At 58.7% G+C, this 17313-nt stretch carries 11 protein-coding genes; 6 read left to right on the top strand and 5 right to left on the bottom strand.

Annotated elements, in window-relative coordinates; all coding sequences use genetic code 11:
* Positions 1-175: 175 nt before the first annotated feature.
* Positions 176-493, bottom strand: coding sequence for a DUF6825 family protein (locus HPC62_RS07745; protein WP_172354571.1), 318 nt, complete (start codon positions 491-493; stop codon positions 176-178).
* Between the two features lie 402 nt (positions 494-895).
* Between HPC62_RS07745 and HPC62_RS07740 the strand changes: the two genes are divergently transcribed.
* On the top strand, positions 896-2209 hold the full coding sequence (locus tag HPC62_RS07740) for a glycosyltransferase family protein (protein WP_172354569.1): 1314 nt from the start codon (positions 896-898) through the stop codon (positions 2207-2209).
* A gap of 120 nt (positions 2210-2329) precedes the next feature.
* Here HPC62_RS07740 and ftsH3 read toward each other — a convergent pair whose 3' ends face one another.
* Together ftsH3 and HPC62_RS07730 are read right to left on the bottom strand one after the other, a co-directional pair.
* A complete protein-coding gene (gene ftsH3 / locus HPC62_RS07735; RefSeq protein ID WP_172354567.1) occupies positions 2330-4168 on the bottom strand; it encodes an ATP-dependent zinc metalloprotease FtsH3 in 1839 nt (612 codons plus the stop codon).
* A gap of 389 nt (positions 4169-4557) precedes the next feature.
* Complete coding sequence (locus HPC62_RS07730; protein WP_216655341.1) at positions 4558-5406, bottom strand: hypothetical protein; 849 nt, start codon at positions 5404-5406, stop codon at positions 4558-4560.
* Between the two features lie 148 nt (positions 5407-5554).
* Here HPC62_RS07730 and HPC62_RS07725 point away from each other — a divergent pair, with 148 nt between their 5' ends.
* From HPC62_RS07725 to HPC62_RS07685, 5 genes are all read left to right on the top strand, one after another.
* Positions 5555-5923, top strand: a complete 369-nt coding sequence (locus tag HPC62_RS07725) for a tetratricopeptide repeat protein (RefSeq protein ID WP_172354564.1) — start codon at positions 5555-5557, stop codon at positions 5921-5923.
* A 116-nt stretch (positions 5924-6039) separates the two neighbouring features.
* A complete protein-coding gene (locus HPC62_RS23065) occupies positions 6040-11304 on the top strand; it encodes a TylF/MycF/NovP-related O-methyltransferase (RefSeq protein ID WP_216655340.1) in 5265 nt (1754 codons plus the stop codon).
* Between the two features lie 2 nt (positions 11305-11306).
* On the top strand, positions 11307-13892 hold the full coding sequence (locus HPC62_RS07700; protein ID WP_172354562.1) for a tetratricopeptide repeat protein: 2586 nt from the start codon (positions 11307-11309) through the stop codon (positions 13890-13892).
* Between the two features lie 17 nt (positions 13893-13909).
* A complete protein-coding gene (locus tag HPC62_RS07695) occupies positions 13910-14503 on the top strand; it encodes a molybdenum cofactor guanylyltransferase (RefSeq protein WP_172354560.1) in 594 nt (197 codons plus the stop codon).
* A gap of 470 nt (positions 14504-14973) precedes the next feature.
* Positions 14974-15114, top strand: a complete 141-nt coding sequence (locus HPC62_RS07685) for a hypothetical protein (protein WP_172354556.1) — start codon at positions 14974-14976, stop codon at positions 15112-15114.
* Between the two features lie 51 nt (positions 15115-15165).
* Here the strand turns inward: HPC62_RS07685 and HPC62_RS07680 are convergent, their stop codons facing one another.
* Positions 15166-15564 (bottom strand): EamA family transporter, encoded by a 399-nt coding sequence (locus tag HPC62_RS07680; RefSeq protein ID WP_225906647.1) that lies wholly within the window; start codon positions 15562-15564, stop codon positions 15166-15168.
* Positions 15565-15619: 55 nt separating this feature from the next.
* Positions 15620-16876: a coiled-coil domain-containing protein gene (locus tag HPC62_RS07675; protein WP_172354554.1), complete on the bottom strand. Its 1257-nt coding sequence runs from the start codon at positions 16874-16876 to the stop codon at positions 15620-15622.
* Positions 16877-17313 lie beyond the last annotated feature (437 nt).

Genomic DNA, 17313 nt, shown 5'->3' with positions numbered 1-17313 from the left:
AAACGGGCAGACACGCGACAGGCTTCTCAAAAAAACAACAGAATACCGGGCAGGAGCGCAACCTTGAAAAACCGAAAATCGGGATTAGAAAAACCAGAGCATGTCTTCTATAAAGGCACCGGGGGTAAAATCATTGGAGATAAAAGCACCAGATATCCCCAGAGGAACCACCAGGCTAGATACCAGAGCGGCTGCGGTAGCGCTGAAGCTCGGTGCGGAGTTGGGCAATTTCGGCCCGCAGATCGTCGATTAGCGCTTGCAGGTCTTCCCCGGCTCCATCCGCCGCATAGGAGCGTCCCTGACTGGCCTGGGCGGCTTCTCGATTCGCCTTTTCCAGTACCGTTTCGGTAAACTGGCGGAGGCGATCGCGCTGTTCGGCATCAAATTTGCCAGCCTCGCTGACCAGCGTAGATGCCAGGTTGCTGGCTTGCTCGGTCAGTGCTTCGGCCAGTGCCCGACCAACGAAAAATGCGTGAACCAAAGGGCTGCTCATAAAGAAAGTTTGCAGTATATCCGCAAAAATTATAACTTGCCCTGCTTTGAGAGTGCCCGGATTTGGGCGGCGAGGTGACGATTTCGGCGCAGGTTTTGTGGAAATTCGGCGCAGGGGGATGATGCGATGATGGGATGACCAGAGGAGCCTGCCTCTAGTTGAGCCTGCTTCCTGCCGGATAGCTCAGGCAAGGGCTACGAGATGTGCAACGTTCAATCTGCCCTCATCCCCCACCCCCTTCTCCCAGGTCGGGAGAAAGGGAGCAAGAGAGGCTTGAAGTTCCTTTTCTGCTCTAGGAGAGGGCTTAAAGCCTTCGGCCTACCAGAAAAGGATGAGAGGATCGGCAAAGTTGCACATCCCTTCGTGCTATGTACCCCCAGGAGTCTCATCTTTAACCCGCCTATGCCTCTAGACCTCCTTATCCTCTCCAACGGCCCTGGTGAACTGGCGACCTGGGTTCGGCCGGTGCTGCGGGCGCTGCGGGCAAAGCTGGGGCAAGATCGTTCACGGGTGCGGATTTCGCTCGTGCTGTCGCCCTGTCCGAATGCAACCGGGCGGGAGGTGGCGATCGCCCAGCGCTATCCCGAACTCGACCGCATTCAGGCGGCGGCCCATTTCTTCCCGTTCTTGCTGTGGGGCAGGACAGCAGAAGGCTGGGACTGGGGCGATCGCGGCGTGGTCCTGTTTCTCGGCGGCGACCAGTTTTATCCGGTGATCATCGGCAAGCGGCTGGGCTATCGCACGGTGCTGTATGGCGAGTGGGAAACCCGTTGGCACGGCTGGATTGACCGCTTTGCCGTGATGAATGCAGATTTGGTCAGCCGCGCCCCCGCGCAATATGTCCACAAGTTCACCGTTATCGGCGACCTGATGGCGGATGTAGATTCGGGAATGAACCTGAGCGGGGATTCCGCTGCTTCAGCGCTTTTACCCGACGTTCCAGCGTTGCCAGGTGCGGATAGGCCGCTGGTGGGGCTGCTGCCCGGTTCCAAGCCTGCCAAGCTGGCTCAGGGGGTGCCGCTGGGTCTAGCGATCGCCCAGCAGATCCATGCCGCCCGCCCCGATGTGCAGTTTGTCATTCCGGTTGCGCCGACGCTGGACTTGGACACGCTGGCCCGATTTGCTGATCCAGCGCAAAATGCGATCGCCCACTACTTTGGCGCAGTTTCGGCCCGCCTGCTGCCTGCGGCCGACCCCAGCGGCCCCTTTCCGGCCCATTGCCCCAGTCTGAAAACCGAGAGCGGTCTGCAAATCAGTCTGTGGACCCCGTTTCCGGCCTATGACCTGCTGCAACGATGCCAGCTTTGCCTGACGACGGTGGGGGCAAATACGGCGGAACTGGGAGCGCTGGCGGTGCCCATGATTGTGTTTTTGCCAACGCAGCAGCTTGACGCAATGCGAGCCTGGGATGGCATTCCGGGGCTTTTGGCCAACTTGCCGGGGGTGGGCGGGGCGATCGCCAAACTGATCAATGGGTGGTTTCTCCGCAAGTCTCGCCTGCTGGCCTGGCCCAACATTTGGGCAGGGGAGGCGATCGTGCCGGAACTGGTAGGCAACCTGAAGCCGGAGGATATTTCGACCTTGGCGCTAGACTGGCTGGAGCATCCCGAAACGCGAGATGCTGTGCGCGATCGCCTACGCCGAGTGCGGGGAAAGCCCGGAGCCGCCGAAAAGCTGGCTGAAATTGTGGTGGCGGAGCTAGGAATCCAGGAATAGGGCGGTTTCAGGGTCAGGATTTTGCTTGGCAAAATGACTCCTAATTCATGAGCCACGACAAAAGGCGCACCCCCAGCAGGAATGCGCCTTCTTTGGGTTTGAACGGTGGGTTAGGCGAAACTAGGCGATCGCCGCCATCTTCACATCGCTGTTAGCCAGTAGCTCCTGAAACTCTTCAGAGTCTACCGTTTCGCGCTCAATCAGCATTTGGGCAAGCTGATCAAGGACTGCGCGGTTTTCCATCAGCACGGTTTTGGCGCGGCGATAGGCCTGATCCACCAGGTTGCGAACTTCGTCATCTACCGCAGCGGCTGTCTCCTCCGAAAAGTCGCGCTCGGCCATGATGTCGCGTCCCAGGAACATGCCGCCTTGGGAACGACCCAGCGCCACTGGCCCGAGGCGATCGCTCATGCCAAAGCGAGTCACCATCTGACGCGCCACCCGCGCCACCTGTTGCAGGTCATTGGAAGCGCCCGTAGTCACTTCCTCTTCACCAAAGATGATTTCCTCGGCGACGCGCCCCCCCAGGGCAACGGCCATCTGGTTTTGCAGATAGGAGCGAGAATATAAGCCCGAATCCATCCGCTCTTCGCTGGGCGTGAACCAGGTCAGACCCCCTGCGCGGCCGCGAGGAATGATACTGATTTTCTGCACCGGGTCATAGTCGGGCATCAGCGCACCCACTAGGGCATGTCCGGCTTCGTGATAGGCCACCAGCGACTTGCGCTTTTCGCTCATCACGCGGTCTTTCTTTTCGGGGCCAGCCAGCACGCGGTCGATGGCATCGTTCACCTCGTCCATCGACACTTCTGTCAGGTTGCGACGAGCCGCGAGAATCGCAGCTTCGTTCAGCAGGTTTGCCAGATCCGCCCCCGTAAAGCCAGGAGTCCGACGAGCAATTTTCTCCAGATCCACATCCTTCGACAGGGTTTTGCCGCGAGCGTGGACATTGAGGATTTCCAAGCGACCCGCGTAGTCGGGACGATCCACCACCACCTGACGGTCAAAGCGGCCGGGACGCAGCAGCGCCGCATCCAGAACGTCGGGACGGTTCGTGGCTGCGATGATGATGATGCCCGTATTGCCCTCAAAGCCATCCATCTCCGTGAGCAACTGGTTCAGCGTCTGCTCGCGCTCGTCGTTGCCGCCGCCGAGTCCAGCACCGCGCTGACGGCCAACAGCATCAATCTCATCGATGAACACGATGCAGGGGGCATTGGACTTGGCCTGCTCAAACAGGTCGCGGACGCGAGACGCACCCACACCCACGAACATTTCCACAAACTCGGAACCAGAGATAGAGAAGAAAGGTACCCCTGCTTCACCCGCAACGGCACGAGCCAGCAGCGTTTTGCCGGTTCCTGGCGGGCCTACCAGCAGCACGCCCTTAGGGATCTTGGCCCCCACCGCCGTAAAGCGGTCAGCATTTTTCAGGAAGTCCACCACCTCTGCGAGTTCCAGCTTGGCCTGCTCAATGCCCGCCACGTCGCCAAAGGTCACTTGAGTCTGCGGCTCCATCTGGACGCGGGCGCGGGACTTGCCAAAGTTCATGGCCTGACTGCCGGGGCCGTTTTGGGCGCGGCGCAGCACGAAAAACAGCACCGCCAGCAGCAAGAAGGGAATCAGCAGTGTGCTGAGGACACGAGCCACAACGCCATCATCCGAGGGCGGCGTGACCAGGATATCCACCTTGTTCTCGGTCAGGATATCCAGCAGCGCCGGGTCGTTTGGCAGGTTGACGATCGCCTTTTCGCCGTCTTCCTGGGTGACGCGGGCGCGAGAGCGATCGGCGCTGATTTCGACGCGCTTCACGTTCTGCTGCTGCACTTCCTGAATAAACTGGCTGTAGCGCCAGGTTTCAATATCTTGGGGCTGTCTGTCCAGCAGCGCCGTAGCCAGGAAAATGACGACGACGACAAGAAGGGCATACAGTCCTGCATTTCTCCACCGCTTGTTCACTGAGGCTATTCCTCCGAATGTGTTGTGTGGCGGGCTTGCGGGCCGCGCAACGGAACGTCTTTATTAACTAATATTAACTCAATTTCATAAATGAGCGTGAAGCGGGCCGCTTCCCCGGTTCAGCGCTTGGCTCAACCCGTCCTGAGCCTCGACAGATCGACTCACCCGGTTGCCTCAGCAGATTGACTCAATTGAAGGACGAGTGAAGGGCGAGATCGCCCGTCGTCACTCCCTTTTCATTTCGACCCATCCTATTCCTCGGATTATAGACCGTTGCTCAATGCCGTTGCCTGATCGCGGGTTGCTCACGGCTTGGCAAGGGGTTAATCAGGGGTTGCTTAGGGATTAATCAGGGGTTGCTTAGGGGTTAATCAGGGGTTAATCAGGGGTTAATCACTGGGGGGCGGCTTGATTTGAAACGTGCCGTCGGGCTGGGGAACCACATCGCCTCCCAAGGCTTTGATGCGGTCGGCGGCAGTGCTGCGGGTGCGGCGGTCGGGGGCGTTTGTCAGCACCATCATCCAGGCCGCAAACTGGGCGTAGCTGCTGTCGGGGTTGTTGGCTAGAAACGTCGCCGTCTGGCGCGAGAGGCTGGCGACCGACTGCCCCTCTGGCTGGCCAGACGCTTCTGCCCAATCCGCAGCCGTTTCAAACGACTGGCGAGCCGCCGCCGCATCGCCCAAAAACAGCAGTTCGTCGATGGCCTTGGTGCGCCAGATGTAGTGGGAATCGGGCGGCAGCGTTGGCGACAGATGTTTCAGTCCTTCGTTGGTGAGGGCGATCGCCCGCTGGGGATCGCCCGCATACATGGCAGTGCTGGTAGACAGAAACGTGTAAGCGCTCAAAAACCGCGGATCGCGGCGGAGGATCACGTCGAAATACTCTGGGCTAAGGGTGTAGTCGGTGCGCGATCGCACGGGTTCGTCGCCGAAATACTGCAAAAAGTTCAGAAACGTCCAGCTTGCAATCAGATTGTCAAACCCTAAAGAAGGTGCTTGCTCCAGGACATTGAGCCGCACCCGCTCTGACTCCAGATCGCGCTGAATTTCTTGCAGGCTGGCCGTCTGGCTGCGTGTTTGGATTTGCCGAAGCTGGGGAACCTGAAGCAGGGCGATCGCCCCCAAACATCCCGCCACCCCCAGCACCGCCAGCCCCAGCTTCCCCCATTCCCGCGCCGCCGTCTCCCGGTCGCCGTTCTCTAATGTTTGATCTGCAAAGACCATCCCATCCTCTCCCATCGCAATCCTCCCAATGACTTCAGTCCCACCCTTCTCACCCCTCAACACCCGGACACTCTCACCATTCCCTGATCTTTCCGCCTGTAAACCTGGGAACGCTAAAGTTATCCACATTCAATCTTCATAATATTGAAGAATCCAGACCGCTATGTTGGCGAAACCACGGTTGCAACGCACCTTTATCTTAGTTTCGGGGCTTTGTTTTGCAGGGTCGATGGTGATGGGGCTGGTGCCGCTCTATGCCGGGCAGAATCAGCAAACCGGGCAGCCCGTCGCCTCCATCGAGCAGCCCTCTGAACAGGATCTTTTACGCGAAGAAGAAAAAGGCTTTGCGCTAGTGTTGCAGCGAGAGCCGGAGAACCAAACGGCTCTGGAGGGGTTAGCCAATGCCCGGATGCAGCTTAAAGATTATGCTGGGGCGATCGCCCCTCTGGAAAAACTGGTGTCGCTCTATCCTGAGCGAGCGGACTATCAGCAATCTCTGGAAGAAGCCCGTCAGAAGCAACGCCAGCCATAGACGCGGATAGTTAGAAATATCCAGAGATATTCCAGAGATATTTCAGCGATATTCAGACCCATCCTCTATCCCAACTTGCCTTGCCCCAATTTGCCCCTTTCCAAAACTCTAAAGGTATGTCTCAACATCTCTTGCTCTACACAGATGACTTTGGCAGCGGCGGCGTTGCCCAGTACAACCATGAAGTTGTTTTGGGGCTGCGTGCCCAAGACTATCGGGTAACGCTGGTGCAAACTCAAGTGGACACGGTGCAAACGCAAGCACAAGCAAGGGCAGGGGTCGTCCATGAATGGTTAGACTACAACACGATCTCGGAGGTGCAGCGCACGCTCGACGATACGGCAAGCCCAGATCGCATTTTCCATCGGGTGCGTCCGGACTTTATTCTGTTCAGCGATTCACATCCGCTCTCGAACTTCGCAGCCAAGCAAGTGGCGATTCAGCAGGGTATCCCTTACGCCATTGTGATTGGATACGTTGCGCCTGATCTGGCAGAGCGGTTTGGCGATCGCCTCGATGCCCTGTCAGAGCAGTATCACCACGCCAGAGAAGTGATTCTCGTCTCTCAGGAAAACCTCCAGCTTCTCCGACAGCATTTCCGTCTGCCAGAAAACAAGGGGCGCGTCATCCTCTATGGGCGGCCGGCTGAGTTTTTTGAGCCGAGAAATGCAGAAACCCGGCAGCGGCTACGGGCAGAACTGGGCATCAAAGACGACCAAATATTGTGCTTTTCTGTGGCTCAAATCGTCGCTCGAAAAGGCTTCCAGCTTCAGCTAGGGGCGATCGCCCAGTTGCGTCATCTGCCCGTCTGGTCGTCGTTGCAGTTTGCCTGGGCAGGCAGCGGCGATCCGGCACTGACTGCACAGTACGAAAAAGAAATTGCCGAAATGGGCGCGAGCGATCGCGTTCACCTGCTGGGTCGGCGGTGGGATATCCAGGATTGGTATGACGCGGCAGATATGTTTCTCCTGCCCTCCTGGCGCGAAGGGATGCCCCTGGCCATCATGGAAGCCATGGCCAAAGGCCTGCCCGTCGCTGCGTCGGCGGTGAGCGGCATTCCAGAAGAACTGGGGGAAACGGGCAAACTGCTCAGCGACCCCAATCAAAATCCCGTGCAAACGATTGCAGACTTGGTAGACATTATCCAAACCTGGGCCCTGCACCCGGAGCAGCGTCGTGCGGCTGGCGAGGGCTGCCGTCAGCGGGCTATCAATCTGTTTCAGCAGCACCGAATGCTGGACGAAACGATTAGTTTGCTTGCAGACCTAATGCTTCCAGCGGGGGACTATGTTTCACCGGGGCTGGCGCTGGTTCGTCCAGACCACGCCTTCCCCAACAAGATTGTGGGCAACTGTGAGGACTGCGGCTGGCCCTACTTGCGTCGCGAGGTTCCCCACAACTGGTACGTGGATCGGCGGCATCCGGTGGTCGGCTTCCTGAGTCGCGACGAGGCGCATATCCTATACAACACGGCGCTCCAGTTTCGAGGACAGCGGGCCCTGGAGATTGGCTGCTGGATGGGCTGGTCGGCCTGCCACTTGGCGCTGGCGGGCGTTGAGCTAGACGTGGTTGACCCGCTGCTGGAGCGGCCTGAGTTTTTTGACAGCGTGAGTCAGTCGCTGATGGCGGCCGGGGTGCGCGATCGCGTTGCGCTCTATCCTGGCTTTAGCCCCGGTGCAGTGCAGGCTCTAGCAGCGCAGGAGCAGCGTCGATGGTCTCTTATTTTTATCGACGGCAACCACGAAGCGCCCGGGCCCCTGGAGGATGCGATCGCCTGTGAGTTGCTGGCCACAGAGGATGCCCTCATCATTTTCCACGACCTGTCTTCGCCCGATGTGGCCCAGGGGCTAGACTATCTGCGCGATCGGGGTTGGAATACGCTCGTTTATCAAACCATGCAAATTATGGGTGTGGCGTGGCGCGGGAATATCAAACCCATCCACCATACCCCAGACCCGACGGTGTCCTGGACGCTGCCTGCCCACCTGAAGCACTACACCGTTAGCGGCTGGCAGGAAACTGCACCCACTGCTCATACGGCACTTCATGCGCTAATCCAAATGGCAGAGCAGGTAGAAGCGCTGCCGCCTCTGGCAGAGCCAATCTCCCAGGAAACTGCGCGGGCGATCGCCACGGCTCTGCGCGAAGGACAGGCCGCCTACGTTGCGGGAAACTGGGACACTGTGCTGGACTGTTGCCATCGCGCCATCGAGCCGGGTGCGGGCGCGGCCTCCGCCCATGCCATCCTCAGCAACCTCTACGGCCAACGCGCCCAGCTTCAAGCCAGCGTCCAGCACTTTGCCTGGGCCAATACGGCCCACACCACGCTTGGCAAAGCCTCCTATGCAGAGTTCCAGGAACTCGTTCAGGTGGTTCGTCCCTACACGCTCCTGTCGGAAGAGCGCCTGTTCTCGCTTTACGCCTTGACCCGGCAGATTTGCCTCGAAGATTTTCCAGGAAACATTGTGGAGTGCGGCACGTTTAAGGGGGGAGCCGCTGCGCTGATTGCCGCAGTCGTCAAGCGCTATAGCCAGCGATCGCGCAAACTCTATGCCTGCGACACCTTTGAGGGAATGCCCGATCCGGTAGAAGTAGACAAGCACAACGGCGTTCCGGCGAATGACACGGATTGGGGTGCGGGCACGCTCAAGGCCCCGATCGAAGAAAACCTGGCCGTCGTCTGTCAAGCCCTGGACGTGCAGGACATCGTAGTTCCTGTAAAAGGGCTATTCCAGGACACCCTGCCCGAATACCGCGCTGAAATGGGCGATATTGCACTGCTTCACGCGGACGGCGACTGGTATGAATCGACCCTCGCCATTTTCAACCTGCTATACCACCAGGTGATTCCGGGCGGCGCGGTGCAAATTGATGACTACGGGTTCTGGGAGGGCTGTCGGCAGGCAATTCATGAGTTTGAGCGGCAGCAGCGCTCTAGCTTTGCGCTCCGGCGGATTGACTCCACGGGCGTTTGGTTCCGCAAATCAGACGCGATCGCCCCCGCGCAGGACTATGGGCAGTTGCTTTGTCAGTTGGGCACGCTGGCATATCAGTTAGGCGATCGCCCGCTGGCGACTGCGGCGACTGCGGCCGCCCTGCGGCTCGTCCCCAACCTGCTCACTGCGGAACTGATCCAGCAGCAGCTTCAGCAATCTCAGGGGTCTGCCCTGCAACAGGTGCAGTCGGCGATCGCCCGCTATCAGTCTGCGGGATCGGCGGCAGACCGTCTCTCTGCTCTGGAACGGCTCCGTCAGCACCGTCACCAACTGATTGAGCAGTTGCTTAATATCGCACCGGAGAACCTGGAAACCGCCTTTGCGGGCGAGTTGGGACAGGCGCATCGCCTCATCTTGGATTCTGGGATTCGGCTGGAACCCCTCACAGAAACCGACGAGGCGATCGCCCTCCAGCTCATTGCCACTCTTTCGGAGGGATGGGCACGCCAGACATCCGCACTGCTGGCAGCGATGCTGTATTGCTATCCCCACCATCTCCCCGATGGATTCGACCCGACCCTTGTGCCATCGTCTCTGCTAGCAGACATAGTGCGGTATCTCTGTGCGCCGCCCACGATGTTTATGGAACTGGGCGAGGCTGATGAGTATGCCAAATACCTGGAGCGATGGGTGGACAGACTCTACGAACAGGTTCAAAACGACCCCACCGACTTCCTCTGGCAAAAGGTTGCTCAGGTCACACTGCAAACCCTCGATCTCACACCGCTTTACCTGACGCGGCGATCGCTCAAATCTCTCTGCCAGAAGCGTTCAGCGCTGATTGCCCAAGCGCTCACTGCTGAAGGAGCCGCGTTAGATTACGACTTCCCGGTTGCCCCAGAGCCGCGGCAGAAGCTCCGGCTGGGGATTCTGTCTCCTGGTTTTATTCCCCAAACCAAGACGGCTGCAACGCTTCCTGTTTTCCGCGACCTCAATCGCGACCAGTTTGAAGTCATTCTCTTTTCTCTCACCTCCTACGAACACCCCGCTGCCCAATACTGTCTGCAATATGCCGACCGAGCGGTGCAGCTCCCTGGGCGACTGGCTGAACAAGTTGACACCCTGCGGCAAGCGGAATTAGACATCCTCTGGATTGCGACCAATACTGCGGCTGTGACGGATGCTGTCACCCTCCTGGCATCCCATCGGCTGGCGCGGGTGCAGGTGTGTGGCATGAACTCGCCCATCTCCAGCGGGATTGCCCAAATCGACTACTGGCTCACCAGCCGCCTAGCGGGGTCGGCGGATCAGGCGCAGCGCCACTTTACAGAACACCTGCTGCCTCTACAAGCCGCCGGCCAGTGCTTTGACCTTGCGGTGGAGGGATCTGACCCGCCGACCGAATCCGTAGATCGCGCCATGCTGGGCATTGCGGACAATGAGGTGGTGTTTGTATCTGGCGCGAGTTTTTACAAAATCTCGCCCGAACTGGAAGCAGCCTGGGCGGAAATTCTGGCCAGTGTTCCGGGGTCTCGGTTGCTGATTTACCCGTTTAATCCAAACTACTCAAACCAGTACCCACTGGCGGCGTTTCAGCGACGATTGTCGAAACAACTGACCGCCAGAAACGTAGAAGGCGATCGCCTCTTGATCTTGGGGCCCACCCCCAGCCGAGCCAACCTGCAAGCGCGAGTGCAGCTAGCCGATGTGTATCTCGACTCGTTCCCGATGTCTGGCCTATCGTCGCTGCTCGATCCGCTGATGGTCAGCGTTCCAACGCTGGTGATGGAACAAGATACGCCCGTTTCCCTGGGTCGGGGTGCAGCGTTCTTGCGAGAGTTGGCACTGCCAGAGCTAATCGCCACGACAGTTGAAGAATATGTCACGCGGGCGATCGCCCTAGGCACTGATGCCCAGCTTCGGAAAAACCTGGGCGATCGCCTCCGGGCCGCCATGCAGCATCCGCCCAGCTTCCTCGACAGCAAGCGCTACGGACAGCAGCTTAGCCAGGTGTTTTGGGACTTGTATCACACCCATCAGCATCGGCAGCTCGTTGAAAGCCTGCACCTGCGCGATCGCAATTTGATCGCCCTACCCGACTGGCAGCAGCCCGAAGACGTGCTGTTTGCCGAACTAGCGGACCTGCTGCGAACCGTGATCACCGCTCCCGGCGGCGAAGAAACCACGCTGCTGGTAGACATGGGCGATTTGGACGCGCAGGAAGCGGACTTTGCCCTGTCTAGCGTGACGCTGCACCTGATGGAGGAAGAGGAACTGGAACTGGGAGAAGACGCGCCAGAGATTACCCTGTTGCCGCCGCTGCCTGCCGACCAGTGGACGCTGCTGCGCCCGCGCCTGACCGCCCGCATTGACCTGCCCCACAACAACACTGCGGCGATCGCCCGCGCTGCCCTCGACACCTTACCCACGCAATCGGTAGGCTAGCCATGAGCGAGGTGCTGGACTGGGTGTTTCAGGGCGATACCGGCGGGGCGATCGCCTACTGCGAAGCCCGGATTGCCCAGGGCGAGACAGACCTCCAGCACTACGCCCTACTGGGTTTGGCGCTGCTGCTGCAAGGTCAGGAAGCCGAAGCCCAGGCAGTGTGGATGACCCCCCTCTCCGACGCTGAGCCAGACGCACTAGAAGCCTATCTGAGCAGTCTGGCAAATCTCCTGGAGCAAGCGCTAACGCACTGTTTGGCGCATCAGCAATACCCGGCGGCTGAGCGGCTCTCGCGGCAGCTTTTGGAACTGGACGCTGAGCAGGCAACGTATCACCACAGGCTGGGAATCGCGCAGGCGCAACGGGGTGACCTGGACGCAGCGCTGGCAAGCTGGCAGCAGGCGATCGCGCTTCAGCCCGATTTTGTGGATGCCTGGGCGCAGCAGGCGCAGACCTACCAGACGCTTGGGCAATTTGCCGAAGCAGGCGAATCCTACGCCGCATGGACGAGGCTCCAGCCCGACAATGCCGATGCCTGGGCGGGTTTGGGGCTGTGTCAGGGAAAACTGGGCAATTGGGCGGCAGCAGTACAGGCTTGGGGACAATCTCATGCGCTGGCTCCCGATGCTGCGCCCGTTCTGGCAGATATGAGCTATGGGCTGCTGCAACTGGGGCAGGCGGCGGAGGCGCTGTCGGGGTTACGTCAGGCGCTCTGGCAACGGTCAGACTTTGCCGAAACCTATTGCGCCTGGGCAAAAACACCGCCGCAAAATCCTGCGGTATGCGCCAACGCAGCGTTTTTAGAAACCCTGGCGGTGGCCGACCATTCCGATGCGGCACTGCACCAGGCGGGAAATCTGCTGGCTCGTGGCGGGCAGCTAGAACGAGCGATCGCCCTCTATCAGCAGGCTCTCCAGGAAAATCCCTCAAATTTCGCAGCCGTTATAGATTTGGGCAACGCGCTGGTGCAAACGGGGCAAATGTCAGAGGCGATCGCCCTATATCAAACCCCCCTCAGCGAAGCCCCAAATGCCGCCGATCTCTGGCTAAGTCTGGGGCAGGCGCTCTGGAAACAGGGGGACGCAGAAAGGGCGATCGCCGCTGCCCATCACGCCTTGTCCTTACACGCTAATCGCGAAGACGCACACCGACTGCTGGGGCTGGCGTATCTGGCCCAGGGGAACGCAGACCTTGCGGCCGAGCATTGGCGATCGCTCCTGGCTCAGCAGCCCGAAGCCGTCGAGGGCTGGTATAACCTAGCGGCGGCGCTGATGCAGACGGGTGAGCCAGCGGAGGCGCTGCAATGCCTGCAAACAGCGCTAAAGCTGAATTCCAACCTGGCCCCCCAAGTGGCCAACCTGCTGGCGGGCTGGCAAAACCAGGGGCGTGGGCATCCGCCTTGGGGAGCCACGTCGCCTATGCTGGATGACCCGCTTTGGGAAAAGACGCGGCCCGTGGACGCGCCGACCCGCGAAGTCAGAACCCTGCCCGATTGGGTGGCATCGGAACCTAGAGCCTCGTTCACGCCCGTTCATCCGCCCCAGGTCGTTGCGCTTAAGCCGCCCCGCTGCCTGGAGCCGCGGCCCCACTTGAGCTTTGGGCTGGGCGATGCCCTGTCGATCCCTGGCACCTTTGTCGCCACGCTGCCAAACGGACGCTTTTGGCTCGATTCGGATCAAAGCAGCCTGGCCGTTTTTAACGCGGCGGGCGAGGTGATGCGCGATTGCTCCGCTGAGTTTCCGCTGCTCACCCCCGGACATCCCGACTTGCTCGCCCGCCAGCACTGGGTCTTTTCGTCCCAAAAGCTGCCACCCATAGAGCGCCTATCAGGAACTGTCGCCGTTCTTGCAGGCGTGTCGAATAACATCTACTTTCACTGGATGCTGGATGTCTTGCCGCGTCTCAAAGTCCTGCAAGACGGTGAGTTTAATCTTAACGAAATCGATTACTGGCTGGTGGGCGATCGCCATTCCTGGCAGCAAGACAGCTTGCATCATCTCCAGATTCCATCTGAGAAAGTTCTGTCTGTTCAGGAGCATCTTCATATCCAGGCAGATCAACTCATCATTCCTTCATTTCCCGGCGCGGCGGCCTGGCCCCAGGCTTGGGTTTGCGACTGGCTCAAGTCGTCCTTTTTGCATTCCCAGACGCTTGCTCCTGATTTACCAAAGCGCTTGTATCTCTCCAGGCAAAAAACGCGCGATCGTCGAATCATCAACGAAGAATCCGTAGTGAAACTTCTTGAGTCCCAGGGATTCGCCACGGTCTACCTGGAGACTTGCACCATCGCCGAACAAGCCCAGCTTTTCTACAATGCTGAACTCATCGTCTCTCCCCACGGCAGCGGACTCACCAACCTTGCCTTTTGTCGCCCCGGCACTCAGGTCGTAGAACTGTTTTCGCCCAACTACGTCTATCCCTGCTACTGGTATCTCAGCAACCTGATCGGACTGGACTATGCTTATCTGCTGGGCGAGGTTCCTGCGGGGCACTTCTGGCAATCGCTGCTCTATCCGCTGGTTCGAGTTGAGGATATTTTTGTAAACCTGGATGCGCTGGCGCAAATGGTCGGTGGGATGATGAGATAGAGTCACACAATACCCCGATGCCTCTCTCTGCCATTATTCTCGCAGGTGGCCACAGCACCCGCATGGGGCGCGACAAGGCGCTGATTGAGATTGAAGGCGTGCCCCTGCTGCAAAGAACCGGAGCGATCGCCCAGTCCTGCGCCAGCCCAGTCTTCGTCGTCACGCCCTGGCCCGATCGCTACGCCACGCTGCTGCCCGACTGCCAGTTTGTCTCCGAAACGCCGCTGCCTGGGGAAACAGAGCCGCACGGGCCGCTGGTGGGCTTTTGGCAGGGGTTGGAGCGGGTCGCGGCGGGTGGAGCCTCAGCGTGGGTGCTGCTGCTGGCGTGCGACCTGCCCCGGCTGCAAGCAGCGGAGGTGCAGCAGTGGGCCGCGCAGTTGGAAACAGTCCAGTCGGGGGCGATCGCCTATTTGCCGCGCGATTCGCAGGGCTGGCAGCCGCTGTGTGGATTTTATCGCCTGAGTAGCCTGTCGCTGCTGCGCGACTTTGTGCAGGCGGGCGGGCGATCGTTTCAGCAGTGGCTAGCCCAGCATCCAGTTGCCGAAATTCCGGCTGTTGATTTTGCCCATTTGTTGAACTGCAACATGCCAGAAGACCTGACGCATCTCTGATGTCGGGTGTGGGGTGTCGGGCTGTGGGATATCGGGCTGTCGGGATGTGGCTGCACTGATTTGAACCTGGTTTGAGTTTGAACCTGGTTTGAGATGACATCCCCTCTAACCAGCGGCGCTCCGAATGAAATTACTGGAAGCGCCACAGACACGGGACGGGCCTTCCAAAACGGGCCTTCCAAAATCGCAAATCCAAAATCCAAAATCAACACAGAAAGTAAGTAGGTGGCTTCAACAGTGAGCGCTACGTGACTTTGATGAATTGGCAGGCCCAACGCGCTGCCGAACGGTTCGCGACGACTGGACAACTCACCGTCATCATTCAAGATGGTGCTTCATCCCACCGGAGTAAGCTTGCCAAACAATACTGGCAACAGTGGCATGAACAAGGCTTGTCGATCTTTTTCCTGCCACCGTACAGCTTCCTGCCACCGTACAGCCCACAGATGAACCGCATTGAGGACGAATGATTGAATCTCAAGCGTGAGCAGTTAGCCAGTCGCTTGTTTGATGATGAGTATGACCTGGCTCTAGCTCTCATCGAGGCGATCGAGCAGCGGGGCTGGGACGGCAACTACTCAGTTGAGCGTTTTAAGTTTAATCATGTCTAGCTACTTATCGCAACTGACTCCCGGGGCGTTTGCAGCAAGCCACCCCGCCCCTCACTTCGGCTGCCACACCACCAAAATCACACCCGCCACGATCAGTCCCAGCCCCACCAGCCGCAGACCAGGAATCGTTTCCTTGAAGACAAAATAGCCCAACAGCACCGAAAACACGTAGCTGAGCGCGACTGTTGGCCCCACGACGCTGAGCTTAACGCGAGTCAGCACCAAGATATACACCACCGCGCCCAACCCGTAGCAAGCCAGCCCGATCAGCAAGTCCGGCACGGTGAGAATGCTCAACACATGGCTGATGGCGTTACTCGCCTCAACGCGACCCAGCTTCAGTGCGCCCGACTTCAAAAAAAACTGCCCCGCAACGCCAAGGGCAATAGAGGAAAGCAGCAAAGCAAGCTCGGCTGGGGTCACGGCAAGTCCCGCTGAAAACGTCTCCATCAGTCTACAGCGTTTCTAAAGCCCTCAACTCGTTTGCGATGGGTATATCAGGTCGTTAGCGATGGCGGTGGCTGCGGCAGCGCACCAGAAAATCAGGCAAATCCAGCGGATTGAACCGCGAGACGGGCGGTGCAGAGAGGCTGCTGAGGCTGTTGCTGTCGAGGGTGGCGACAACTTCCATCATAGTCATTAGCTCAGAGAAAATCGCGGTTAGCTCTGGATCGACCTGTTCGCTGGCGAGTAGATGCACCTGTACGCTGTCGAGCAGTTCTTTGAAGCTGGCGATTTGGCGCTGGCTGGCAATGTACTGATCTTTCCAATGATGGATGGTAGCTTCGTACTCGCTGACCTGGCGGGCATGGTGAAAGATTTGCTCCTGGATGTCGCTATTTTGGGCTTCCAGATCGGCAATGCGGGCCCGATAGCGATCGCACTCTGCCTCCAACTCCCGGTTATTTTGCAGCCATAGGGTTTGCAGCCGCATCTGCCGTCCTAGCTCAATTTCTAGCTCATCGGCTTTGATCTGGGCGCGGGCTAGGTCTTGCCCCAGCGTGGCGATCGCATTTGTCCGACGAGCGACAGGGCGAGTCCGGATCGCAGACGATGGCAGCGCCGACCGCAACCCGCCTGGTTGTTCCTGGCTTGGGCCCTGGGCCGCCTGAATCTGGGCCATCATCGATTCCATCTCGGCAACTCGGGTTTCGGCAGCGCTCAGGGCAACGGCTAGACGCTGAACCTGCTGCTGCGATGCTTCAAGCTGTTCCTGGAGGCGATAGGACAGTTCTTGCGCGTACTGGGCAGCCTCCTCTAGTTCCTGCATCCGTTGGCGGGTTGCGTCTGGCGATTCTCGGCCGTTCCATCCATCGCGCCCGTGGCCTTGGCTCAGGCCGCTAAGCTGGATTCTCAGCCGATCCAGTTCTTCCTGCTGCGCCTGAAAGCGGGCTTCGGCCGCGGCAAGCTTTTCCTGGGCTTGGCGATCGCGCTCGTAGGCTTCGGCCAGATGGGCATCGATGGTCTGCTGCTGCTGCTTGAGGCGGACTTTGAGGCGGGCGATCGCCTGCTGTTGCACGCTGGCAAACTTTTCGGTCGCCGCCAGTTGGGTTTCCAGCAAGCCCTGGTCTTGCATTTGCAGCCGCAGTTCGTCCATGCAAGACAAGGCCTGATCTAGCGCCTGTTCCAGGTGGTGAATGCGGGCAATGCGTTCTCGATCCTGCGATCGCAATTGGGCCAACTCGCTCAACAGCCGCGTATGCGGTGATTCGACAGGTAATTCGGCTGATAGTTCCACAACTGGCGCTTCGACAGCCACCACGCTTGGATTAGATTCATCTCCCCTGAGAAGACTGCCGCCCAAATCGTTTCCACTAAAGCTCCCTCCATCGGAACCGGCTTCGATGGAAAGACGTGATTGCTCCGGTGTCGCGGAAACCATTGTCCAATCTGGTTGTGACACGCAGCGCCTCCCGATCGTTTTGCCACACAATACTCAGCCAGCCGTGGGATAACCAGTGGGTTTAATAAAGAAACTTAAATCAGAAGCGGAGCCAGCAGAAACTAATCAAAACGACAAACTAAACCTTGCGCCCAGGATGACAAGAATCGACCCATCAAAATGAATTAAAGAATTAAACCTGCTCAAACTTGCTCAATGCTTAGCACTTTGCTGGATGTCAAACAAATACCAAGAGTAAATGCTAAAAGCTTTAACTCAAGCCACTTACAACATCAGCTAAATAGTTAGCAACAAGC

Origin of the sequence: Thermoleptolyngbya sichuanensis A183 (genome assembly GCF_013177315.1) — a bacterium.
In the GTDB taxonomy this organism is placed as follows: Bacteria; Cyanobacteriota; Cyanobacteriia; order Elainellales; family Elainellaceae; genus Thermoleptolyngbya; species Thermoleptolyngbya sichuanensis.
Note: the sequence above shows the minus strand (reverse complement) of the source record. Positions and strands in the feature narration are given on the sequence as shown.

Excerpts from the sequence above, each read along its gene's own strand:
- HPC62_RS07745 (WP_172354571.1), bottom strand. The coding sequence starts at position 493 with ATGAGCAGCCCTTTGGTTCACGCATTTTTCGTTGGTCGGGCACTGGCC.
- HPC62_RS07740 (WP_172354569.1), top strand. The coding sequence starts at position 896 with ATGCCTCTAGACCTCCTTATCCTCTCCAACGGCCCTGGTGAACTGGCG.
- HPC62_RS07730 (WP_216655341.1), bottom strand. The coding sequence starts at position 5,406 with ATGGGAGAGGATGGGATGGTCTTTGCAGATCAAACATTAGAGAACGGC.
- HPC62_RS07725 (WP_172354564.1), top strand. The coding sequence starts at position 5,555 with ATGTTGGCGAAACCACGGTTGCAACGCACCTTTATCTTAGTTTCGGGG.
- HPC62_RS23065 (WP_216655340.1), top strand. The coding sequence starts at position 6,040 with ATGTCTCAACATCTCTTGCTCTACACAGATGACTTTGGCAGCGGCGGC.
- HPC62_RS07700 (WP_172354562.1), top strand. The coding sequence starts at position 11,307 with ATGAGCGAGGTGCTGGACTGGGTGTTTCAGGGCGATACCGGCGGGGCG.
- HPC62_RS07695 (WP_172354560.1), top strand. The coding sequence starts at position 13,910 with ATGCCTCTCTCTGCCATTATTCTCGCAGGTGGCCACAGCACCCGCATG.
- HPC62_RS07680 (WP_225906647.1), bottom strand. The coding sequence starts at position 15,564 with ATGGAGACGTTTTCAGCGGGACTTGCCGTGACCCCAGCCGAGCTTGCT.